Raw genomic sequence first — 24018 nt, 5'->3', positions numbered from 1 at the left:
CTAACGGACCTCGACCACAGAGCCCTGCAACCGCTGCAAGGCATCGCTGACCGGTTGCGGCAGCAACTGGCGCAGGCAATTGTAGTGGCCGAAACGGCAGGTGCGGTCAAAACACGGGCTGCACTCCAGGCCCAGGCGCACCACTTCGACCTTGTCGGCCAATGGCGGGGTGAAGCCGGGAGAGGTCGAGCCGTAAACGGCCACCAACGGGCGATTCAACGCCGCCGCCACATGCATCAGGCCCGAATCGTTGGACACCACCGCGTCGGCGCAGGACAACAGGTCGATAGCCTCGGCCAACGACGTGTCGCCACTGAGGTTCACGGCTTCTTCGCGCAGGCCGGGAATCAGGCGCTGGCGAATGTCCTCACCCACCGAGTGATCGTTTTTCGAACCGAACAGCCACACCTGCCAGCCTTCACGAATCTTCATTTCGGCGACTTTGGCGTAATGCTCCGACGGCCAGCGCTTGGACTCGCCAAACTCGGCGCCTGGGCAAAGCGCGAGTACCGGACGGTCGAGCATCAGGCCGAACTTGGCCAGGGCCGCGTCGCGCGTAACCGGGTCGATCTGCAGGCTCGGGCGCGGGTACGCTGTCGGCAACTCGGCACCGGGCTCGTAGGCCAGGGCCATGAAGCGCTCGATCATCAGCGGGTAACGCGCCTTGTCGAGGGTGCGCACGTCATTGAGCAGCACATAGCGAAACTCGCCGCGCCAGCCGGTACGTTTAGGGATGCCGGCAAAGTACGGCACCAGCGCCGATTTCAGCGAGTTGGGCAGCAGGATCGCCTGGTCGTACTGGCCGCGCATGGATTTGCCGATGCGTCGGCGCGTCGCCAATTCGAGTGCGCCGTGGCCGAGCGGGAAGCTCAAGGCCTTGCGCACCTCGGGCATGCGCTCAAGGATCGGCCGGCTCCACTCAGGGGCGAGCACGTCGATTTGGCAGTCGGGATGACGCTGTTTCAGGCACTGGAACAGTGTCTGCGCCATCACCATGTCACCGACCCAACTGGGCCCAACGATCAGAATATTCATGTAGTTTCCACAAACGATGCGGGGAGGCTTATGCCTCCCCGCCTCAATAATTACTGCCAGTCGCGGTGGACCTGGGAACCGCTTTGTGTGGGAGCTGGCTTGCCTGCGATGGCATCGCCTCGGCAGGCCTGCTACACCGAGTCGCTTGCATCGCAGGCAAGCCAGCGCCCACATATCAGTCGAGTATCAGCTTAACCCCAGCGCTTGCCAGATTCGCATCACCTGGCGCCGTTCGTCGGCGAACTGATCCCCGGCCACCGTACCGGCCTCGTTTTGCAAGGCCTGGCGGTGCGCGGCGGAACGGTAGGCCTTATACACCTCGCGCAGCAGATGGGCATCGGCAGCGGGCATCAGCCCAACCTGCTCCAGGCCTTCCAGAATGCGGATATTGTCGGTGTAGCGCAGCAACGATGGATGTTGCGCAGACCACGCCAAAGCGGCGTATTGCACCATAAATTCAATATCGACGATACCTCCGGCGTCCTGCTTGAGGTCGAACGCCGCCGTCGGCTCGAACGCATTGGCGCCGGTACCGGCCGCCGTAGTGCGGGTGCCCAGGTTATCGCGCATCTTGGCGCGCATCTCGCTGACCTCCTGACGCAGCTTCGCCAAGTCCCGCTCACGCCCCAGCACCTTGGCGCGGACGTGCTCGAACGCGTGGCCGACATCCTCGCTGCCCACCAGCACCCGAGCGCGGATCAGGGCCTGATGCTCCCAGGTCCAGGCTTCATTCTCCTGATAGCGCTCAAACGCTCCCAGTGAACTGACCAGCAAACCGGACGCGCCCGAAGGTCGCAGGCGCATGTCCACTTCATACAACTGGCCCGAGTTGGTTTGGGTGGTCAGCAGGTGAATGATGCGCTGGCCCAACCGTGTAAAAAACTGCGCACCGTCGATCGGCTTGGCGCCGTCGGTTTCGGCCTGCGGGTCACCGTCATGGATAAACACCAGGTCCAGGTCCGAACCATGCCCCAGTTCGATCCCGCCGACCTTGCCGTAACCGACGATGATAAAACCCGGATTGCACAGGCTGCCGTCCACCCGCTGCGGCGAGCCGTGGCGCGCCACGGTCTGGCGCCAGGCCAGGGCCAGCACTTGTTCGAGAATCGCCTCGGCCAGCCAGGTCAGGTAATCGCTGACCTTCATCAGCGGCAGGCTGCCGGCGATTTCCGAAGCCGCGACACGCAGGCGGTGGGCCAGCTTGAAGTGGCGCAGGGCTTCCATTTGCTGTTCGAGGTCATCCTCGGGAATCCGCGTAAGGCGCTCGCGCAGCTCTGCGGCGAGCTCCGGTGCCAACGGCGGCTTGAACAGGCGGCCTTCATTGAGCAGTTCGTCGAGCAGCAGCGGAAAGCGGGTGATTTGTTCGGCGATCCACGGGCTGGCGGCGCACAGCGTCAACAGCCGGCGCAGGGCGTCAGGGTTTTCGGTCAGCAGCACGAGGTAGGCCGAACGGCGGGCGACAGCCTCCACCAGCGGCAAGACGCGCTCCAGTACCAGGTCCGGGTTGGCGTGCTCGACCGCCTGGGCCAGCAGGCGCGGAATAAAAGCATCCAGCCGTTCGCGCCCCAGACGCTGCATGGCGCGCAATTGCGGGCTGCCACGCAGGCCGGCCAAGGCCTTGAGCGCTTTGGTCGCGTCAGTAAAGCCACCTTCGGCCAACTGCCGGCAGGCGGCCTCTTCATCCTGGGACTCTTCCCACAGCGGCAACCACTCACCACCCACAACCAATTCGCTTTCTTCGCCTTCTTCCTCGTCAGGGTCAGCGATCACCTGGCGGAAATGCCAGTCCACACGGCCACGCCAGTACATCAGGCGCTCATGGAATGCCGCCCAATCGGCAAAGCCCAGCATAAAGGCAATGCGCGCCTGGTCTTCCGGGCCGTCCGGGAGCATTTGCGTCTGCCGGTCGGCAATTGCCTGGATGGCGTGTTCGGTGTAACGCAAAAACTCGTAGCCATTGCGCAACTCGGCGATCACGGCCGATGGCAGGTAGCCCTGGCCTTCCAGGGTCCCCAACACATTGAGCAACGGCCTCTGTTGCAGGCTCAGGTCGCGGCCACCATGGATCAATTGGAACGCCTGCGCGATAAATTCCACCTCGCGGATGCCGCCCGAGCCCAGCTTGATGTTGTCGGCCATGCCTTTGCGCCGTACTTCCTGCTGGATCAGCTGCTTCATGGTGCGCAGCGCTTCAATGGCGGAAAAATCCAGGTACCGCCGATAGACGAAGGGTCGCAGCATGTCGAGCAACTGCGCACCGGCCACCTGATCACCGGCCACTACCCGCGCCTTGATCATGGCGTAGCGCTCCCAGTCGCGGCCCTGGTCCTGGTAGTACTGTTCCAGCGCATTGAAACTGAGCACCAACGCGCCGGCCGAGCCATATGGCCGCAGGCGCATGTCGACACGGAACACAAAACCGTCGACGGTCATCGGGTCGAGGGCCTTGATCAGTTTTTGACCAAGCCGAATGAAAAACTCCTGGTTATCCAGCGCGCGCTTCACGCCCACTGTCTCGCCGCCTTCTGGGTAGGCGAAGATCAGGTCGATATCCGAAGACAGGTTCAGCTCCACCGCGCCGAGCTTGCCCATGCCGAGGATGACCATGTGCTGGGCTTCACCGCTGCGCCGGCCGGTCGGCGTGCCGAACTGCACGCAGTGGCGCTGGTACAGCCACTGGTAGGCCTGATCGATACAAGCGTCAGCCATGTCGGAGAGGTCGCGGCAGGTTTGCACCAGGTCCGCTTGTCGGGTCAGGTCGCGCCAAATAATGCGCACTTGTTGGCGCGTGCGCTGGCGGCGCAACACACGGCCCAGCTCATCTTCTGTTTCGGCCTGTTGCACAGCGCCCGCGATCTGGCTGCACAGTTCGCCGGGCGCGAAGCCCCGGTCCAACTCGCCCCAGGCCACCAGTTCGAGCAACATCAAAGGGTCACGAACGCTCTGTTCAATGACGAAATCACTGGCGGCGCATACCCGGACAAAGTCGGCCCACCGTTGCGGCGTCCACGCAGAAAGGCCATGATCGTCGTCCAGCGCGGCCACTGCGTCACGAAATGACTGCTCGGCCCGGCTGGCGTAAGGCAAGAGAATGGCCGGTAATTCGGCGAGTGTTGGGAGGCTCATGGTCTATCCTTGATCGGCGCGTAAATGGCTTGTTGCTGTGAACGCAAGAACCACGCTCGGTGAAGGACTGTCGAACAAAGGTTATAAATAGCTGAAATTAAATTAATCTTGGCAGGCAACATCAAACTTTCACCTTTTCTTGTTCGCAAAAGATCAACAATAACGATTATGCTCACCAGCCAGACCGAGCAATCCGCTCAGTCTTGTGTAGTTTTACTACTCGTATATACATTCGAAAGGCTGAAATGGCCGACGATTTGTAGTAAAACTACAGGACGCCGAAGCAACCTTCGGCCATCCAAGAATTTATGTCGTCTGCCCACAAGGCCAGTCGCAAACTTCAGGCAACCGATTCTGGTAGCCTTTCCGCCCTGGAGCAAGCCATGCAAGACCTCGATCCCGTCGAAACCCAGGAATGGCTGGACGCCCTGGAATCGGTTCTCGACAAAGAAGGCGAAGACCGTGCTCACTATTTGATGACCCGTATGGGCGAACTCGCGACCCGCAGCGGCTCGCAACTGCCTTACGCCATCACTACGCCATACCGCAACACCATCCCCGTTACCCACGAAGCACGCATGCCTGGCGACCTGTTCATGGAACGCCGCATTCGCTCGCTGGTACGTTGGAACGCCATGGCGATGGTAATGCGCACGAACTTGAAAGATTCTGACCTGGGCGGTCACATCTCCAGCTTCGCGTCCAGCGCAACTCTGTATGACATTGGCTTCAACTACTTCTTCCAGGCCCCGACCGACGAACACGGCGGCGACCTGATCTACTTCCAGGGCCACACCTCGCCAGGCGTTTACGCCCGTGCGTTCATGGAAGGCCGCATCACCGAAGAACACATGAACAACTTCCGCCAGGAAGTGGACGGTAACGGCCTGTCGTCGTACCCGCACCCTTGGCTGATGCCTGATTTCTGGCAGTTCCCGACGGTATCCATGGGCCTTGGCCCGATCCAGGCGATCTACCAGGCACGCTTCATGAAGTACCTGGAAGCCCGTGGCTTCATCCCTGAAGGCAAGCAGAAAGTCTGGTGCTTCCTGGGCGACGGCGAGTGTGACGAGCCGGAATCCCTGGGCGCCATCTCCCTGGCCGGCCGCGAGAAGCTCGACAACCTGATCTTCGTCATCAACTGCAACCTGCAGCGCCTCGACGGCCCGGTTCGCGGCAACGGCAAGATCATCCAGGAACTCGAAGGTGTGTTCCGCGGTGCTCAGTGGAACGTGACCAAAGTCATCTGGGGTCGCTTCTGGGACCCACTGCTGGCCAAAGACGTCGACGGTATCCTGCAACGTCGCATGGACGAAGTCATCGACGGCGAGTACCAGAACTACAAAGCCAAAGACGGCGCGTTCGTGCGTGAACACTTCTTCAACACGCCTGAACTCAAGGCGATGGTTGCAGACCTGTCCGACGACGAAATCTGGAAACTCAACCGTGGCGGCCACGACCCGTACAAGGTCTACGCGGCGTACCACGAAGCGGTCAACCACAAAGAACAACCGACCGTCATCCTGGCCAAGACCATCAAGGGTTATGGCACCGGTGCCGGCGAAGCGAAAAACACTGCGCACAACACCAAGAAGGTTGATGTTGAAAGCCTGAAGCTGTTCCGCGACCGCTTCGACATCCCGGTCAAGGACGAAGAGCTGGAGAACCTGCCGTTCTTCAAGCCAGAGCCAAACAGCGCCGAAGCCCGCTACCTCAGCGAGCGTCGCACTGCACTGGGCGGTTTCGTGCCACAGCGCCGCGCCAAGTCCTTCGACATTCCGACACCGCCACTGGATACCCTCAAGGCGATCCTGGACGGCTCGGGCGACCGTGAAATCTCCACCACCATGGCCTTCGTGCGAATCCTCGCGCAACTGGTCAAGGACAAGGAAATCGGCTCGCGTATCGTCCCGATCATCCCGGACGAAGCCCGTACCTTCGGTATGGAAGGCATGTTCCGTCAGTTGGGCATCTACTCCTCCGTCGGCCAGCTCTACGAGCCAGTCGATAAAGACCAGGTGATGTTCTACAAGGAAGACAAGAAGGGCCAGATCCTCGAAGAAGGCATCAACGAAGCGGGCGCCATGAGCTCCTTCATCGCTGCCGGTACTTCGTACTCCAGCCACAACCAGCCGATGCTGCCGTTCTACATCTTCTACTCGATGTTCGGCTTCCAGCGTATCGGCGACCTGGCGTGGGCAGCAGGCGACAGCCGTACCCGCGGCTTCCTGATCGGCGGCACCGCCGGCCGGACCACGCTGAACGGCGAAGGCCTGCAACACGAAGACGGTCACAGCCACATCCTGGCTGCCACCATCCCGAACTGCCGCACCTTTGATCCAACCTACGGCTACGAGCTGGCGGTGATCATCCAGGACGGCATGAAGAAGATGACCGAAGAGCAGCAGGACGTTTTCTACTACATCACCGTGATGAACGAGTCCTACCAGCAGCCAGCCATGCCGGCCGGTGTCGAGGAAGGCATCATCAAGGGCATGTACCTGCTCGAAGAAGACACCAAGGAAGCGGCGCACCACGTGCAGCTGATGGGCTCCGGCACCATCCTGCGTGAAGTCCGTGAAGCGGCGAAGATCCTGCGTGAAGAGTTCAACGTTGGCGCTGACGTCTGGAGCGTTACCAGCTTCAACGAACTGCGTCGCGACGGCCTGGCGGTCGAGCGCAACAACCGCCTGCACCCAGGTCAGAAGCCTGCGAAGAGCTATGTCGAAGAGTGCCTGGCCGGCCGTAAGGGTCCAGTCATTGCCTCTACCGACTACATGAAACTGTTCGCTGAACAAATTCGCCAGTGGGTCCCGTCCAAGGAATTCAAAGTCCTGGGCACCGACGGTTTCGGCCGCAGTGACAGCCGCAAGAAGCTGCGTCACTTCTTCGAAGTCGACCGTCATTTCGTGGTGTTGGCAGCCCTGGAAGCCTTGGCTGACCGTGGTGAGATCGAACCTAAGGTGGTGGCTGACGCTATCGTCAAGTTCGGGATCAACCCGGAAAAACGCAACCCACTGGACTGCTGAGGAGACTTTTTGTGAGCGAACTCATTCGCGTACCTGACATCGGCAGCGGTGAAGGTGAAGTAATCGAGCTGTTTGTGAAGGTCGGCGACAAAGTCGAAGCCGACCAGAGCATCCTGACCCTGGAATCGGACAAGGCGAGCATGGAAATCCCTGCTCCCAAGGCCGGCGTGGTCAAGAGCCTGAAAGTGAAGCTGGGCGATCGCCTGAAAGAAGGCGACGAACTGCTGGAGCTGGAAATCGAAGGTGCCGCGGATGCGGCCCCTGCGGCAGCACCTGCTGCCGCTGCTGCACCTGCACCGGCTGCTGAAAAGCCTGCCGCCGCCGAGGCTCCAGCCGCCCCGGCTGCTGCACCCGCCGCTGCCACTGTTCAGGACATTCATGTTCCGGACATCGGTTCGTCGGGCAAGGCCAAGATCATTGAGCTGCTGGTCAAGGTCGGCGACACCGTCGAAGCCGACCAGTCGCTGATCACCCTGGAGTCCGACAAGGCCTCCATGGAAATCCCTTCGCCGGCTGCCGGCGTGGTGGAAAGCATTGCGGTCAAGCTGGAAGACGAAGTCGGCACTGGCGACTTCATCCTCAAGCTGAAAGTACAAGGCGCTGCTGCCCCGGCGGCTCCGGCACCGGCTGCCGCGCCAGCAGCCAAGGCTGAAGCGGCCCCGGCCGCTGCCGCACCTGCACCGGCTGCAAAAGCCGAGGCCGCACCGGCCCCTGCGGCGGCTGCCCCTGCGCCAAGCGGTGCCAAGGTTCACGCCGGCCCTGCCGTGCGTCAGCTGGCCCGTGAGTTCGGCGTTGAGCTCAACGCTGTGTCGGCCACCGGCCCTCACGGTCGCGTGCTGAAGGAAGACGTGCAGGTTTACGTCAAAGCCATGATGCAGAAAGCCAAGGAAGCTCCGGCTGCCGGCGGCGCTACCGGTGGTGCTGGTATTCCACCGATTCCGGTCGTGGACTTCAGCCGCTTCGGCGAAACCGAAGAAGTGCCGATGACCCGCCTGATGCAAATCGGCGCGTCGAGCCTGCACCGCAGCTGGCTGAACATTCCGCACGTGACCCAGTTCGACCAGGCCGACATCACCGACCTGGAAGCTTTCCGCGTTGCGCAGAAAGCCGTGGCCGAGAAGGCCGGCGTGAAACTGACCGTGCTGCCGCTGCTGCTCAAGGCTTGCGCGCACCTGCTCAAGGAACTGCCGGACTTCAACAGTTCGCTGGCACCCAGCGGCAAGGCGATCATTCGCAAGAAGTACGTGCACATCGGCTTTGCCGTCGACACCCCGGATGGCCTGCTGGTACCGGTCATCAAGAACGTCGACCAGAAGAGCCTGCTGCAACTCGCTGCCGAAGCGGCTGCGCTGGCTGCCAAGGCCCGCGACAAAAAGCTCACCGCAGACGATATGCAGGGCGCGTGCTTCACCATCTCCAGCCTCGGTCACATTGGCGGCACTGGCTTCACGCCAATCGTCAATGCGCCGGAAGTGGCGATCCTGGGTGTTTCCAAGGCCACTATCCAGCCTGTATGGGACGGTAAAGCGTTCCAGCCGAAACTGATGTTGCCGCTGTCGTTGTCCTACGATCACCGTGTGATCAACGGCGCTGCCGCTGCACGTTTCACGCAGCGTTTGAGCCAACTGCTGAACGACATCCGCACCATCCTGCTGTAAGCATCAACGGGCCTCCCTGTCACCGGGGAGGCCTGGCTGCACCGATTTCCGAGCGCCACGCTCGTACCTCAACCCCGCCAATTGGCGGGGCTTTTTTTCGCCTGCTTTTTTTGTCCGCGCCAGGCGCGTCGAGGCTGCGTCAATACGCCACCCATCACCCCGATTGCAGAAACCGCTCTCGCGGCCGATAACAGCCTTATAGCACTTAGCCTTCATCCTCTCTTGTCAGTGCGTGCTGCATGATGCAACCTTGCCGCAGGCGACAGTAAAGAGGGCGTGAGCCCGGCGCCGTGCGCATTTTTCCAAGCGAGTTTCCCCATGAAAAGCCAACCCGATGTCGCCCGTATGGCGGCCGAGGTAGTGACGCAGTTACCGGTGCCTTCGCGCCTCGGTATGCTGCGTTTCGAGCGGCTTAATGAGGCAAGCTGGGCGCTGCTGTACCTCGACCCCAATTGCGAGCGCCAATTCGGCCTGCCAGCGGTCGAACTGTGCGCGCTGGTCGGCACTCCCTACGCCAGCCTGATGGAACCTCAGGTGCGCTATCAACTGCACGATGCGATCCAGCAGCAACTGTCCCAGAGCCCGCATTACCTGGTGCGCTACACCCTGCACACCAGCGACGGCCCGCTGAGCCTGTTGGAAATGGGCGAGGCTTACAAACAACACAATCGTCACTTGGTGCGCGGCTACCTGATGGTGGTCGACGGGCTGTTCAGCGAAGCGCCCGTAACCGCCCCGACCGCAGACCTGGAAAACCAGAACAGCCGCCTGCAGATCGCCCTGGAGCTCAACCAGCGCGCCCAACAGGAACAGTTGCAGCACCTGGAACGGGTACGCGCTCAACAGGAGCTGATCCTGCTGCTGGCACGCCAGCGCTACACCACGCCCAATTCGCTGCAAGAAGCCGCCGAGCTGATCACCCGCAGTGCGTGCGACATCTACCAGATCGACTGCGCAAGCATCTGGAACCTTGAAGGCCAGCGCCTGGTACCGATCTCGGCCTACCACCGCGCCGACCAACAGCATCATCTGCCCGAAGCGATCGACGCCAGTAATTTCCCGGACTACCTGGAAGCCCTGCATTCGAGCCGCGCCATCGACGCCACCCATGCAATGCGTGACCCACGCACCCGGGAAATGGCGGAGAACCTGCGCGCCAAGGATGTGCACGCGATGCTCGACGCGAGTATCCGCGTTGATGGCCAGGTCATCGGCGTGCTGTGCCTGGAACAGAGCGGCAGCTCGCGCGCCTGGCAGACCGATGAGATCGCCTTTGCCGGCGAGCTGGCGGACCAGTTCGCACAAGTGATCAACAACCACAACCGGCGCACCGCCACCAGCGCGTTGCACCTGTTCCAGCGTGCGGTTGAGCAAAGCGCCAACGCCTTTTTGCTGGTCAACTGTGACGGCGTGGTGGAGTACGTCAACCCGAGCTTTACCGCAATCACCCAGTACAGCGCCGAAGAAGTCCATGGCCACCGCCTCGCGCAACTGCCGGCCTTGGAAAATCTCAGCGAACTGCTCTTCGACGCGCCATCCAGCCTGGCCAAGAGCAACAGCTGGCAGGGTGAATTCAAGAGCCGACGCAAAAACCTCGAACCGTACTGGGGCCAGCTGTCGATCTCCAAGGTGTATGGCGACAACCGTGAGCTGACCCACTACATCGGCATCTACGAAGACATCACCCAGACCAAGCTGGCCCAGCAGCGTATTGAACGCCTGGCCTACACCGACAACCTGACCAACCTGGGCAACCGCCCGGCGTTTATCCGCAACCTGGATGAACGCTTTGCCCGCGACAGCGACAGCCCGATCAGCCTGCTGCTGGTGGACATCGATAACTTCAAGCGGATCAACGACAGCCTCGGCCACCAGACCGGCGACAAGCTGCTGATCAGCCTGGCTCGCCGTCTGCGTAACAGCCTGAGTGCCGGCGGCAGCCTGGCGCGCTTTGCCAGTAACGAGTTTGCGGTGTTGCTTGACGACGCTGACCTGGAAAGCGGCCAGCAGGTTGCCAGCCAGTTGCTGGCAACCCTCGACAAACCGATGTTCGTCGACAACCAGTTGATCAGTGTCACCGGCTCCGTGGGCCTGGCTTGCGCGCCGCTGCACGGGCGTGACCCACAGACCCTGATGCGTAACGCCGGGCTCGCCCTGCACAAGGCCAAGGCCAACGGCAAACACCAGGTGCAGGTGTTTACCGAAGCCCTGAATGCCGAAGCCAGTTACAAGCTGTTCGTGGAAAACAACCTGCGCCGCGCCCTGACCCAGAACGAGCTGGACGTGTTCTACCAGCCCAAGCTGTGCCTGCGCAGCGGTCGCTTGCTGGGCATGGAAGCGCTGTTACGCTGGAACCATCCGGAAAAGGGCATGATCCGCCCCGATCAATTTATCAGCGTGGCTGAAGAGACCGGCCTGATCATTCCTATCGGCAAATGGATCGCGCGCCAGGCCTGCCGCATGAGCAAGCAGTTGAGCGCCGCCGGCATGGGTAATCTGCAGGTGGCGATCAACTTGTCGCCCAAACAATTCTCCGATCCGGACCTCGTGGCGTCGATCGCCACGATCCTCAAGGAAGAACAGCTGCCCGCCAATCTGCTGGAGCTGGAACTGACAGAAGGCCTGCTGCTGGAGGCCACCGAAGACACGCGCCTGCAGCTGGATCAGTTGAAGAGCTTTGGCCTGACCCTGGCCATGGACGACTTCGGCACCGGCTACTCCTCGCTGAGTTATTTGAAAAAATTCCCCATCGACATCATCAAGATCGATCGCAGCTTTATCCACGAAATCCCGGACAACCAGGACGACATGGAAATCACCTCGGCGGTGATCGCCATGGCCCACAACCTCAAGCTCAAGGTGGTGGCCGAAGGCATCGAAACCAGCGAGCAACTGGCGTTCCTGCGCCGGCATCGCTGCGATGTGGGCCAGGGCTACCTGTTCGACCGGCCAATCCCCGGTGCAGAGCTGCTTGAGAAGCTTAAACGCTATCCTCGCGGGCCTATCGCCTGACAGCGCTGTAACACTCGGGCACACTGGCTGTCTGTCTTATTACATAACTCAATCTGACTGAGAGGACTGATCATGGTCTTGCGCTCGGAAATTCTGGTGAACAAAAACGTGCTGCCTACTCAAGAACAAGCTTTGCCTGGCCGTGAAACCCCGATGAAGCTGCCGGAAACGCATTTCGTCAACGGCAACCCGCTGCTGGGTCCATTTGTCGATAACGTAGAGTTCGCGATATTCGGCCTCGGTTGCTTCTGGGGTGCGGAGCGCAAATTCTGGCAGCGCGACGGCGTGGTCAGCACCGTCGTCGGGTACGCCGGCGGTTACACGCCGAACCCGACGTACGAAGAAGTCTGCTCAGGCCTGACCGGCCACAGCGAAGTGGTGCTGGTGGTGTTTGACCAAGACAAGATCAGCTACGAAGAACTGCTGAAAATGTTCTGGGAACTGCACAACCCCACCCAAGGGATGCGCCAGGGCAATGACATCGGCAGCCAGTACCGCTCGGTGATCTACGCGGTGAAACCTGAGCATCTGGAGGCGGCGAAGGCCAGCGCCCAGGCGTATCAGAGTGAACTGACCAAGGCCGGGCTGGGCACCATCACCACAGAAATCGACGAAGCGCCGACGGTGTATTTCGCCGAGGCGTACCACCAGCAGTACCTGGCGAAGAATCCGCAGGGCTATTGCGGGATCGGTGGCACGGGCGTCACCTGCCCGATCTAAGACTTGCGCAGTTCAAATGTGGGAGCGGGCTTGCTCGCGAATGCGGTGTATCAGTCGACATATCTGTTAACTGACACTCCGTCTTCGCGAGCAAGCCCGCTCCCACATTTAGCTTTTAGCTTTGTGTTTTGGCTTGAGATCTGATTACTCAGCGATGAGCCAATCCATCTGCCACCCGCCCTGGGTCTGGCCAAGCTTCTTGGACAGCCACGGCAGCAGCTCACGCAATTCCTCCTCCAACCCCCACGGCGGGTTGGCAATCGCCAGGCCCGAGCCGGTCAGGGTATTGGGCGTGTCCAGCGGATGCACCAGCAACTCCACGCGCAGCAACTTCGGCGCACCGGTGCCGGCCAGGTCCTGGTAGAAGCGGCGCAACATGCGCTGGTCCTTGACCGGATACCAGATCGCCGCAACAGTCTGGCGCATACGGCTGACCGCCTCCTTGAGGGACGCTGCGCAGCGCTGCATTTCATCGAGTTGTTCAAACGGCGGGTCAATCAGCATCAGTGCGCGTTTCTCCGGCACCGGCAACAGCGCACGCGGCACATGCCAGCCTTCGCCCAGGTGCACTTTGACCCGGCGATCACCTTTCATGTTGTCCTTGAGCAGTACGCCGTCTTCCGGGTGTTTCTCATTGAGCAACACCCGATCCTGAGGCCGCGTGAGGCGGCGCGCGAGCTCCGGCGAGCCCGGGTAGTAACGCAACTGGCCATCCGGGTTCATTTCGTGCAGCACGCGCATGTAGTCGGCGGTCAGCGGCGGCAGATCGCTTTCGCCCCACAGACGCGCAATGCCTTCCAGGTATTCACCGGTGCGGTTGGCCTGGTCGCCCTGCAAGTCGTACAGACCGATCCCGGCGTGGGTGTCGAGGTAGGCGAACGGCTGCTCCTTGCGCGACATCAGGGCGATGAGGCGGGTCAAAGTCAGGTGTTTGAAGACATCGGCGTGGTTGCCGGCGTGAAAGGCGTGACGATAATTCATGGTTGCTCCTGCGCAGGGGGCGAAGTTTACCTTCAACAGGGGCAAAGGTGCAGGGCTGCGTGTCGGGCGGTGCTTATGTCACAAACACAGGTACACCGCAGAAAACAGTCTAATTCCACCTATGGCAGCAGGCTTGCCCGCGGTGCAAGCGACGCGGTATTACCCGTACACCGCGCTGACGCTATCGCCGGCAAGCCAGTTCCCGCCGTGTTCGGGGGCACCCATGAATCCAAGGAGGTCTATCACCATCATGAAAGACGCCACTATTGCACTGCATCACGGCTTCAAATCGGACCCGACCACCAAGGCGGTCGCTGTGCCGATCTACCAGAACGTCGCCTTCGAATTCGATAACGCCCAACACGGCGCCGACCTCTTCAACCTGGACGTCCCCGGCAACATCTACACGCGAATCATGAACCCCACCAACGACGTGCTGGAACAGCGTCTCGCCGCGCTTGAAGGCGGCATTGCCGCCCTGGCCGTATCGGCCGGCAGCGCGGCGATCCACTACGCAATCCAGACCCTGACCCGCGCCGGTGACAATATTGTCACCACCCCGCAACTCTATGGCGGCACCTACACCCTGTTCGCCCACCTGTTACCGAGCTTTGGCGTCGATGTGCGTTTCGCTCGCAACGACAGCGCCGAAGCCATCGCCGAACTGATCGACGACAACACCAAGCTGGTGTATTGCGAAAGCATCGGCAACCCGGCCGGCAATATCATCGATATCGAAGCCCTGGCGAAAGTCGCCCACGCCCGGGGTGTCCCGCTGATGGTGGACAACACCGTGGCCACGCCAATCCTGTGCAAACCGATCCAGTTCGGCGCCGACATCGTGGTGCACTCGGTGACGAAATACGTCGGCGGCCATGGCAACTCCCTCGGCGGCGTGATCGTCGACAGCGGCACCTTCCCGTGGTCCCAATACCCCGAGAAATTTCCCGGCCTCAACCAGCCCGAGCCGGCCTACCACGGCGTGGTCTACACCGAAAAATTCGGCCCTGCCGCTTTCATCGCCCGCGCCCGTACCGTGCCGTTGCGCAATACCGGCGCAGCCCTCGCACCGATGAACGCATTCCTGTTGCTGCAAGGCCTGGAAACCCTGGCCCTGCGCATGGAGCGCCATACCGAGAACGCGCTGAAAGTTGCGCAGTTTTTGCAAAGCCACACCGAGGTGGAGTGGGTCAGCTACGCCGGGCTACCGGACCACCCGCACCACGCACTGGCGCAAAAATACATGCAGGGCAAACCCTCGGCGATTCTCTCCTTTGGCTTAAAGGGCGGCTATGACGCTGGCGTGCGCTTCTACGACGCCCTGCAAATCTTCAAACGCCTGGTGAATATTGGCGACGCCAAATCACTGGCCTGCCACCCCGCGTCCACGACTCACCGACAGATGAACGAGCAGGAACAGACCAAGGCAGGCGTGAAGCCGGAGATGATTCGTCTGTCAGTGGGCATCGAGGCGATTGAGGACCTGATCGAAGACCTGCAGCAGGCATTGGGTTCAACTTAACGCTGAGGCGAGGTCATAGATCAGCGCTTCATGGCTGATGTCCGGCCTGCGCACGCAGTAGGCGACCTTGTGCCGCAAGGTCGCCGGCTTAAAGGCGGTGTACAGGTCAGGGCGCTGTTCTTCGAGCCATTGCAGCAGGTTGTCGACCAGCACGTGGGGCGATCGCGCTGCCAGGTGCCCCAGCAACGACTCTGGCACTCGCCACCATGGGCTGACGTTGGCGGCGGTGACGGGCCCCGTCGCAACGGTCAGCGGTTGGCCATTGATCAGATACCGCTGGAACACCGGCAACACGCTCCCCGTCTCGTCACCCAGGTTGCGCACAATCGGCAGAAACTGCGCAGCATCCCAGAAGCGCAAAAACACGGCCTGGTCACTGTGCACAAACACCTTGGTCAAGCTTTGCAGGTGCGCGACCACCGTTTCCGGCAGGCTGGATGAAACCGCCAGCCAGCCCCAATCCGTTGACTCGGTGGTAGCGACCCAGTCGAGGAAGGGACTGCCGGGCTCAATGAGCCCGACATAAGGCATTACCTCGCGCCACTGCGCATAGGCTGAGCCTGCCCAGATCGCCCGGAGTGGCGCACCGGCAGCCATGGCTTGCCAAGCGGCAACTGGTTTGGCGTCGCTGGTTCCGCTGAGCAGCACAAAAATCTGCTCATTGGGTAACAAAGGGCATTGAGCCAGCCAAGCGCGTGGCGCCAAAGCGTGAGGCATGAGGGGCAATTCCTTTTAAATTAAGCTTAAAGGTGTCGGGTGATATCACATTGACCGTTCTTGCAGCGCTCACACTCTTCGCAAAACGGAGCGCTGCGTTTCAGGCTGGCCACTTGCACGCGGCTTAAGGGTGCGGGAATAACCGCCAGCAGTTTTTCTTTCACTCCCGCCATTAACGGCGCAGCGGCGGGGCCGGGCGCACCGCCAAGCTGAATCGGCACACTGCTGAATATGCCGGCTGCCGACACCGTGATCGACTGCCCTCCGGCCTGGATCGTCACGGTGGCGCCCGCGTCGATGACGACGCTTTGCCCTGCGCCGATCTGAATGCTCCGACCTGCCCGCACCTGTTGCGACCCGCCAATCACCAGGTGATCGTCCTGCTTGAGCTCGGCCAGGCGGTTGCCGTGGGTGATGCGCTGCTCTTCACCTTGAAGCTCATGATGGGACTCGCCACCGACCCTCACCCGGCGCAGGTTATCAACCTGGACCTGCTGGTCATGCAGCACGTGCTGGGTCCAATCACGCTGGGCACGCAGGTAGATTTCCTCGGCGCCCTTGCGGTCCTCAATCCGCAGTTCGTTGTAGCCACCCCCGCCCGGGCTGCTGTGACTGCGCAAAATGCTGCGGGTCTTGTCCGCCGGCAGGTCCAGCGGCACCGGTGTCGCGGCGTTGGGCAGGCACCCCATCACCAGGGGCATATCCATATCGCCATTGACGAAGCCGACCAGGACTTCCATGCCAACCCTGGGGATCAGCACCGAACCATAACGGTCATGGGCCCAGGCACTGGCGACTCGCAGCCAGCAACTGGAATGGTCGTCATGCGCCCCGTCGCGATCCCAGGCCATCTGCACTTTGACTCGCCCGTATTCATCGCAGTGGATTTCGCTGTCGGCTGGGCCGGTGACCACCGCGTTCTGGTAACCCGCAAGGGTCGGACGCTGCTGCTCAGGCATGGGCGGACGAAAGATCACGTCCCACGGCGCAGCGATGAATGCGTTGCGATAGCCCTGGCGAAAATCCCCGCCGTCGACCTCAGTCACGGCCTCCTCGAGCACTTGGGGTTGTTTGCCTTCGTGGGTGACGTGCGTCAGCAGCCACACGTTGTTCCATTCTTCACGTGGGTGCCCGCTCAGCTTGAGGAAACGCCCGCAGACCAACCCCGGCTCATCACCTTCACCGTGGGCGATGCGAGCGTCCCGGCGGTGGCGTTCCAAACCGCGCTGTGCGAGGTATTTGCCATGCAGGCGGTCGGAAAATTGACCGGGGTAGCGTTGCTCCTCCAGCGTGGGAAGCGCCTCGCCGGCGACTTCGCTCTGCAACGCCAGGCGTGGCTTGCGGAAGTCGTAATCGCGCACGCTCACTGACGTCGTACGGGTTTCCAATTGCACCGCAAACCGTTTGATCGCCGGCGCGCCCGCCACCATTCCGGAACCGGGTGAGTACGGGGTCGGCTGATCAGCCTGGGTAAACACTGTCTGGTCATCGCCAAACACCAGCCGGTGCCCCTCCGGCGAATGCTGGAAGTGATAGTGAATCCCCTGCTCGGCACACAGGCGCTGAATGAACGCCAGATCGGTCTCCCCGAACTGCACACAATATTCACGCTGCGGGTAATGACCGCTCAGCCGAAACTCGAAGCGGTCGCTCTGAATCCCCTGCCCCACCAGCACCAGCGCAACGATCTGCGGCACGGTCTTGTGCTGGAAAATACGCTGATGGCTGCTGTGCATCAGGTAGGCCAATTGCGGCACAAGGCTAACCTGGTAGCGCGTAAGACGTCGTCCGGAATCGCCCTGGGCCACCCGGTAAACCAAGCCGTGCACGCCATGGCCGCGTTCATCAAAACCCAGATACACCTGGCGATGCAGCATGCTTTCGAGGTCGATATCGGGTTGCTCGCTGACCAGCTCAAGCTCAAAACGATAAGGCTGGCTGAGCGCCTCATGACCTTTGAAGCTATAGACTTTAAGGTCGCACGCAACGCCATCCAGGGTTAGGTTAAAGGCACTTTGATTGGCAGGAGCGAACATCCGGTGTTTCTCTGCGAAGGGTAGGCGCCAGATTCTGCACCACTGCTGCGCCCGGCTGAGCACGCCTCGGGAAAATCAGTAAAGCCCTACACGCACGCGTCCGAATGCTCTTGCGGCCGACGTAAATCGCACGCAAAAAAAAGCCCGCATCCTACGGATGGCGGGCCTTTTCTCAGCTCATCGGGCGCTAAACGCCGGAAGAATTACTTGTTGAGGTTGTAGTCTTTTTCCGCAGCATCAAAACGCTCGACCATACCTACCGTCGGTGCGCCCAGCTTGCTCACGAAGTAGATCGCCAAGCTGGCGAAGATAAAGCCTGGAATGATTTCGTACAGGCCCAGCAGGTTGAAATGCTTCCACACGATTACGGTGATAGCGCCCACCAGAATGCCCGCCAATGCGCCGTTGCGGGTCATGCCTTTCCAGATCACCGAGATCAGTACAACCGGACCAAACGCAGCGCCGAAACCGGCCCAGGCGTAGCTGACCAGACCCAGTACGCGGTTGTCCGGGTTAGCTGCCATAGCGATAGCAATCAGGGCAACCAACAGCACCATGGCACGACCGACCCACACCAGTTCAACCTGGGAAGCGTTTTTGCGCAGGAAGGTTTTGTAGAAGTCTTCAGTCAAGGCGCTGGAGCACACCAGCAACTGGCAGCTCAGGGTACTCATGACAGCCGCCAGAATGGCCGACAACAGCACGCCAGCGATCCATGGGTTGAACAGCAGCTTGGCCAGTTCAATGAACACACGCTCGTGGTTCTCGGTAACCGGCCCCGCGACTTCAGGGTGCGCCGAGAAGTAAGCGATACCGAAGAAGCCCACCGCCACAGTGCCGCCCAGGCACAGGATCATCCAGGTCATGGAAATACGGCGCGCCTTGGCAATCGACTTCACCGAATCCGCCGCCATGAAGCGCGCGAGGATGTGCGGCTGGCCGAAGTAACCCAAACCCCAGCCCATCAGCGAGATGATGCCGATGAACGAGGTGTTTTTCAGCATGTTGAAGTTGTCCGGGTTCTTGGCTTCGATCGCCAGGAACGTGGTGTCGATGCCGCCGGTGGCCAACAGCACGATGATCGGCGTGAGGATCAGGGCGAAGATCATCAGCGTGGCTTGGACGGTATCGGTCCAGCTGACGGCAAGGAAACCACCAACGAAGGTGTAGGCAATCGTCGCCGCAGCGCCGGCCCACAGCGCCGTCTCGTAGGACATGCCGAACGTGCTTTCAAACAGGCGGGCACCGGCGACGATGCCGGAGGCGCAATAGATGGTGAAGAACACCAGAATCACCACCGCAGAGATGATCCGCAGCAGGCCGCTTTTGTCTTCGAAACGGCTGGAGAAGTAATCCGGCAGCGTCAGGGCGTCACCGTTGTGCTCGGTCTGCACCCGCAGGCGGCCGGCCACGAACAACCAGTTCAGGTAGGCACCGACGATCAGGCCGATGGCGATCCAGCTTTCCGACAGGCCGGACATGTAGATCGCGCCCGGCAGGCCCATCAACAACCAGCCGCTCATATCGGAAGCACCGGCCGACAAGGCTGTGACCACGCTACCGAGGCTGCGACCGCCGAGGATGTAATCGGAAAGGTTGTTGGTGGAGCGATAGGCCATTAAGCCAATCAGCACCATTGCTGCGATGTAGATCACGAACGTGATCAGGGTAGGATTACTAACGCTCATAAGAGTGACGCCCTGGCTTTGTTTTTATGTAGCGACGGTCTGTCAGACGCCACCCACTGGTTCAGTGAGTAAACGTAACTGGTTGCCGCGCATTTATGACTGACGTTTCCCCAGGAAAGCCGCCAGCCGATGAACCGAACCGTGAAGGTGGTTGCACCTTGGCCGCGAATGCTATTCAACAAAGCAAATAAGGTGCAACCAGTTTCTTGAGATTAAGTTGCACCTTAGCGCAAATCGTCGAAAAGCCGTGTTTTTTGCTCCTTTTCGGAGCAAGAACTGCCGATCTCAGAAGCAAATGCACCAAAGCGAAGCCAATTCGCTTGAAGGCCGGATTTTTTCCTGTGAAGCGTCGAAAATTTCCTGAACAAAAAGGGTTGCACCCGGTTGCACCTCTTGTTGGGCAAAGCTAATCTTGCCGCCAGCAGATGCCACTCGGTAGTGGCACCCATGAGGATAAAAAGATGGCAACGACCACCCTTGGGGTCAAACTCGACGACCCGACCCGCGAACGCCTGAAGGCGGCCGCGACCTCCATTGATCGCACGCCGCACTGGCTGATCAAGCAGGCGATTTTCAATTACCTGGAGAAACTTGAGGGTGGTGCAACCCTGACCGAGCTCAATGGTTTGGGCAGTAAGGACGCTGAAGACGCTGGCGACATCCAGCCCGACCACGCCCACCAGTGCTTCCTGGAGTTTGCCGAGAGCATCCTGCCGCAATCGGTACTGCGCGCCTCGATCACCGCCGCTTACCGCCGCCCTGAGCCGGAAGTGGTGCCAATGCTGATCGAGCAGGCACGCCTGCCGCAGGCAATGGCCGAGGCCACCAACAAACTGGCCGCGTCGATTGCTGAAAAACTGCGCAATCAGAAGAGTGCCGGCGGCCGTGCCGGTATTGTTCAGGGCCTGCTGCAAGAATTTTCCCTGTCGTCCCAGGAAGGTGTGGCCCTGATGTGCCTGGCCGAAGCGCTGCTGCGTATCCCGGACAAAGGCACCCGCGACGCGCTGATCCGCGACAAGATCAGCACCGGCAACTGGCAGCCGCACCTGGGCAACAGCCCGTCGCTGTTCGTCAACGCCGCGACTTGGGGCCTGCTGCTGACCGGCAAACTGGTCGCCACCCACAACGAAGCGGGTTTGACCTCGTCCCTGAGCCGCATCATCGGCAAGAGCGGCGAGCCGATGATCCGCAAGGGCGTCGACATGGCCATGCGCCTGATGGGCGAACAGTTCGTCACCGGCGAAACCATCGCCGAAGCCCTGGCCAATGCGAGCAAGTTCGAAGCCAAGGGTTTCCGCTATTCCTACGACATGCTCGGTGAAGCCGCACTGACCGAACACGATGCGCAGAAGTACCTGGCCTCGTATGAGCAAGCCATTCACTCCATCGGCAAAGCCTCACACGGCCGTGGGATTTATGAAGGCCCAGGCATCTCCATCAAGTTGTCGGCATTGCACCCGCGTTACAGCCGTGCGCAATACGAGCGTGTGATGGAAGAGCTGTACCCGCGCCTGCTGTCCCTGACCTTGCTGGCCAAGCAGTACGACATCGGCCTGAACATCGACGCCGAAGAAGCCGACCGCCTTGAGCTGTCGCTGGACCTGCTGGAACGCCTGTGCTTCGAGCCGCAACTGACCGGCTGGAACGGCATCGGTTTCGTGATCCAGGCTTACCAGAAGCGTTGCCCGTATGTGATCGACTACGTCATCGACCTGGCGCGCCGCAGCCGCCATCGCCTGATGATCCGCCTGGTAAAAGGCGCGTATTGGGACAGCGAAATCAAGCGTGCCCAGGTTGAAGGCCTGGAAGGCTACCCGGTCTACACCCGCAAGGTGTACACCGACGTCTCCTACATTGCTTGCGCACGCAAACTGCTGTCGGTGCCGGAAGTCATCTACCCGCAGTTCGCGACGCACAACGCCCACACACTGTCGGCCATCTACCATATCGCCGGTCAGAACTATTACCCCGGCCAGTACGAGTTCCAGTGCCTGCACGGCATGGGTGAACCGCTGTACGAGCAGGTTGTAGGCAAGGTTTCCGATGGCAAGCTGAACCGTCCGTGCCGCGTGTACGCACCGGTCGGCACCCACGAAACACTGCTCGCCTACCTGGTGCGCCGCCTGCTGGAAAACGGCGCCAATACCTCGTTCGTCAACCGGATTGCCGACCAGTCCATCTCGATTCAGGAGCTGGTGGCCGATCCAGTGGCCAGCATCGAGCAAATGGCGACGCTGGAAGGCGGCTTCGGTCTGCCACACCCGCGTATTCCATTGCCGCGCGACCTGTATGGCAGCGACCGCGCCAACTCGGCCGGTATCGACCTGGCCAACGAACACCGCTTGGCCTCGCTGTCTTGCGCCTTGCTGGCCACGGCCCACAACGACTGGAAAGCCGCGCCGATGCTCGGTTGTGCGTCCAGCAATGAAGCCGCCGTCGCTGTGCTGAACCCATCTGACCTGCGCGATGTGGTCGGCCATGTACAGGAAGCCACTGTCGAAGACGTCGACAACGCCCTCCAGTGCGCCATTAACGCCGGTCCGATCTGGCAGGCCACCCCGCCCGCCGAACGCGCCGCGATCCTGGAGCGTGCCGCCGACTTGATGGAAGGCGAGATTCAGCCGCTGATGGGCCTGCTGGCTCGCGAAGCCGGTAAAACGTTTGCCAACGCCATCGCCGAAGTGCGTGAAGCCGTGGACTTCCTGCGCTACTACGCGGTGCAGGCCCGTAACGATTTCACCAACGACGCCCACCGCCCACTGGGCCCGGTGGTCTGCATCAGCCCGTGGAACTTCCCGCTGGCGATTTTCAGTGGCCAAGTTGCTGCGGCACTGGCCGCCGGTAACCCGGTATTGGCCAAGCCAGCCGAGCAAACACCCTTGGTGGCTGCGCAGGCCGTGCGCATTCTGCTCGAGGCCGGCATCCCGGAAGGCGTGCTGCAACTGCTGCCGGGCCAGGGCGAAACCGTCGGCGCGCGCCTGGTGGGTGATGATCGCGTCAAAGGCGTGATGTTCACGGGTTCCACCGAAGTGGCGCGCCTGCTGCAACGCAGCGTCGCCGGTCGCCTGGATACCCAGGGCCGTCCGATTCCGCTGATCGCCGAAACCGGTGGCCAGAACGCGATGATCGTCGACTCTTCGGCACTGACCGAACAGGTGGTGATTGACGTCGTGTCCTCGGCCTTCGACAGCGCCGGCCAACGTTGCTCGGCCCTGCGTGTACTGTGCCTGCAGGAAGATTCGGCAGACCGTGTCATCGAAATGCTTAAGGGCGCCATGGCTGAATGCCGCCTGGGCAACCCGGAGCGCCTGTCGGTGGACATAGGCCCGGTGATCGACGCCGAAGCCAAGGCGGGTATCGAGAAACACATCCAGGCCATGCGTGACAAAGGCCGCGCCGTGTACCAGGTGGCAATTGCCGACGGCGAAGAGATCAAGCGTGGCACCTTTGTGATGCCAACCCTGATCGAGCTGGAAAGCTTCGACGAACTGCAACGGGAGATCTTCGGCCCGGTGCTGCACGTGGTGCGCTACAAGCGCAAAGAGATCGACCAGCTCATCGCGCAGATCAACGCATCCGGCTACGGCCTGACCCTTGGGGTGCACACGCGCATCGACGAGACCATCGCCAAGGTGATCGACAACGTCCATGCCGGTAACGTCTACGTCAACCGCAACATCGTCGGTGCCGTGGTTGGTGTGCAGCCGTTCGGCGGCGAAGGCCTGTCAGGCACCGGCCCGAAAGCCGGTGGCCCGCTGTACCTGTACCGCCTGCTGTCGACTCGCCCTACGGATGCCATCGAGCAATCCTTCGTGCGTGGCGACAAGCTGGCCGCACCGGATGTGCGTCTGCGCGACGCCATGAGCCTACCGCTGACCGCCCTGAAAACCTGGGCCGACAGCCACAAGCTCAGCGACCTGAGCGCCCTGTGCAGCCAGTTCGCCGTGCAATCGCAAAGCGGTATCACCCGCCAACTGGCCGGCCCGACCGGCGAGCGCAACAGTTACGCCATCCTGCCCCGCGAGCACGTGTTGTGCCTGGCGGAAGTGGAAGGCGACCTGCTGACGCAACTGGCGGCGGTATTGGCCGTCGGCGGTTCGGCGGTCTGGCCGGAAACCGACCTGACCAAGGCCTTGTTCCCACGCCTGCCAAGAGAGATTCAGGCGAAGATCAAGCGCGTTGCTGATTGGACCAAGGACGAGGTGGTGTTCGACGCCGTCTTGCACCACGGCGATTCCGACCAATTGCGCGCCGTTTGCCAGCAAGTGGCTCAGCGCGGCGGGGCGATTGTCGGGGTGCATGGTTTGTCGCAGGGTGAAACCGCGATAGGCCTTGAACGCCTGGTGATCGAGCGTGCGTTGAGCGTTAACACCGCTGCAGCGGGTGGTAACGCCAGCCTGATGACCATCGGCTAACTAATCTGGGAGCGGGCTTGCTCGCGAATACGGTAAATCAGTCAGTACATTGGGTGACTGACACTCCGCATTCGCGAGC

The 24018-nt window shown here is 61.1% G+C and carries 12 protein-coding genes; 6 read left to right on the top strand and 6 right to left on the bottom strand.

From position 1 onward, the window contains the following. Positions 1 to 1035 carry a lipopolysaccharide heptosyltransferase II gene (waaF, locus tag A7D21_RS00855; RefSeq protein WP_053253999.1) on the bottom strand — a complete coding sequence of 345 codons (1035 nt, stop codon included), beginning with the start codon at positions 1033 to 1035 and terminating at the stop codon, positions 1 to 3. 186 nt (positions 1036 to 1221) lie between these two features. Then, positions 1222 to 4161, bottom strand: coding sequence for a bifunctional [glutamate--ammonia ligase]-adenylyl-L-tyrosine phosphorylase/[glutamate--ammonia-ligase] adenylyltransferase (gene glnE, locus A7D21_RS00850; RefSeq protein WP_069550870.1), 2940 nt, complete (start codon positions 4159 to 4161; stop codon positions 1222 to 1224). Between the two features lie 383 nt (positions 4162 to 4544). On the opposite strand from glnE, the gene aceE reads away from it, so the two are divergent. The 4 genes from aceE (at position 4545) to msrA (ending at position 12580) form a co-directional block, all read left to right on the top strand. Next, entirely contained in the window at positions 4545 to 7190 is a 2646-nt protein-coding gene (gene aceE, locus A7D21_RS00845; protein WP_017138519.1) for a pyruvate dehydrogenase (acetyl-transferring), homodimeric type, read from the top strand. An 11-nt stretch (positions 7191 to 7201) separates the two neighbouring features. Next, complete coding sequence (gene aceF, locus A7D21_RS00840) at positions 7202 to 8848, top strand: dihydrolipoyllysine-residue acetyltransferase (protein ID WP_053253997.1); 1647 nt, start codon at positions 7202 to 7204, stop codon at positions 8846 to 8848. 318 nt (positions 8849 to 9166) lie between these two features. After that, entirely contained in the window at positions 9167 to 11860 is a 2694-nt protein-coding gene (locus A7D21_RS00835; RefSeq protein ID WP_053253996.1) for a bifunctional diguanylate cyclase/phosphodiesterase, read from the top strand. Positions 11861 to 11932: 72 nt separating this feature from the next. Next, the gene (gene msrA / locus A7D21_RS00830) at positions 11933 to 12580 is read left to right on the top strand and encodes a peptide-methionine (S)-S-oxide reductase MsrA (RefSeq protein WP_069550869.1); all 648 of its coding nucleotides are present in this window, start codon (positions 11933 to 11935) and stop codon (positions 12578 to 12580) included. Positions 12581 to 12724: 144 nt separating this feature from the next. On the opposite strand, the gene A7D21_RS00825 is transcribed toward msrA, so the two are convergent. Beyond that, positions 12725 to 13561: a 23S rRNA (adenine(2030)-N(6))-methyltransferase RlmJ gene (locus tag A7D21_RS00825; RefSeq protein WP_017138523.1), complete on the bottom strand. Its 837-nt coding sequence runs from the start codon at positions 13559 to 13561 to the stop codon at positions 12725 to 12727. Between the two features lie 250 nt (positions 13562 to 13811). Between A7D21_RS00825 and A7D21_RS00820 the strand changes: the two genes are divergently transcribed. Next, entirely contained in the window at positions 13812 to 15083 is a 1272-nt protein-coding gene (locus tag A7D21_RS00820; RefSeq protein ID WP_069550868.1) for an O-acetylhomoserine aminocarboxypropyltransferase/cysteine synthase family protein, read from the top strand. Here A7D21_RS00820 and A7D21_RS00815 read toward each other — a convergent pair. From A7D21_RS00815 to putP, 3 genes are all read right to left on the bottom strand, one after another. Further along, positions 15075 to 15800: a DUF4123 domain-containing protein gene (locus A7D21_RS00815; RefSeq protein ID WP_069550867.1), complete on the bottom strand. Its 726-nt coding sequence runs from the start codon at positions 15798 to 15800 to the stop codon at positions 15075 to 15077. The two genes, A7D21_RS00820 and A7D21_RS00815, sit on opposite strands and share 9 nt — an antisense overlap. 26 nt (positions 15801 to 15826) lie before the next feature. After that, entirely contained in the window at positions 15827 to 17836 is a 2010-nt protein-coding gene (locus A7D21_RS00810) for a type VI secretion system tip protein VgrG (protein ID WP_069550866.1), read from the bottom strand. A 203-nt stretch (positions 17837 to 18039) separates the two neighbouring features. Next, positions 18040 to 19524, bottom strand: a complete 1485-nt coding sequence (gene putP, locus A7D21_RS00805; protein WP_053253991.1) for a sodium/proline symporter PutP — start codon at positions 19522 to 19524, stop codon at positions 18040 to 18042. 461 nt (positions 19525 to 19985) lie between these two features. Between putP and putA the strand changes: the two genes are divergently transcribed. Then, positions 19986 to 23939, top strand: coding sequence for a trifunctional transcriptional regulator/proline dehydrogenase/L-glutamate gamma-semialdehyde dehydrogenase (putA, locus tag A7D21_RS00800; RefSeq protein WP_069550865.1), 3954 nt, complete (start codon positions 19986 to 19988; stop codon positions 23937 to 23939). Positions 23940 to 24018: the final 79 nt, after the last annotated feature.

Source organism: Pseudomonas sp. AP19 (assembly GCF_001728855.1).
GTDB classification, from domain to species: domain Bacteria; phylum Pseudomonadota; class Gammaproteobacteria; order Pseudomonadales; family Pseudomonadaceae; genus Aquipseudomonas; species Aquipseudomonas fluorescens.
This window is presented reverse-complemented; position numbering and strand designations above follow the sequence as displayed.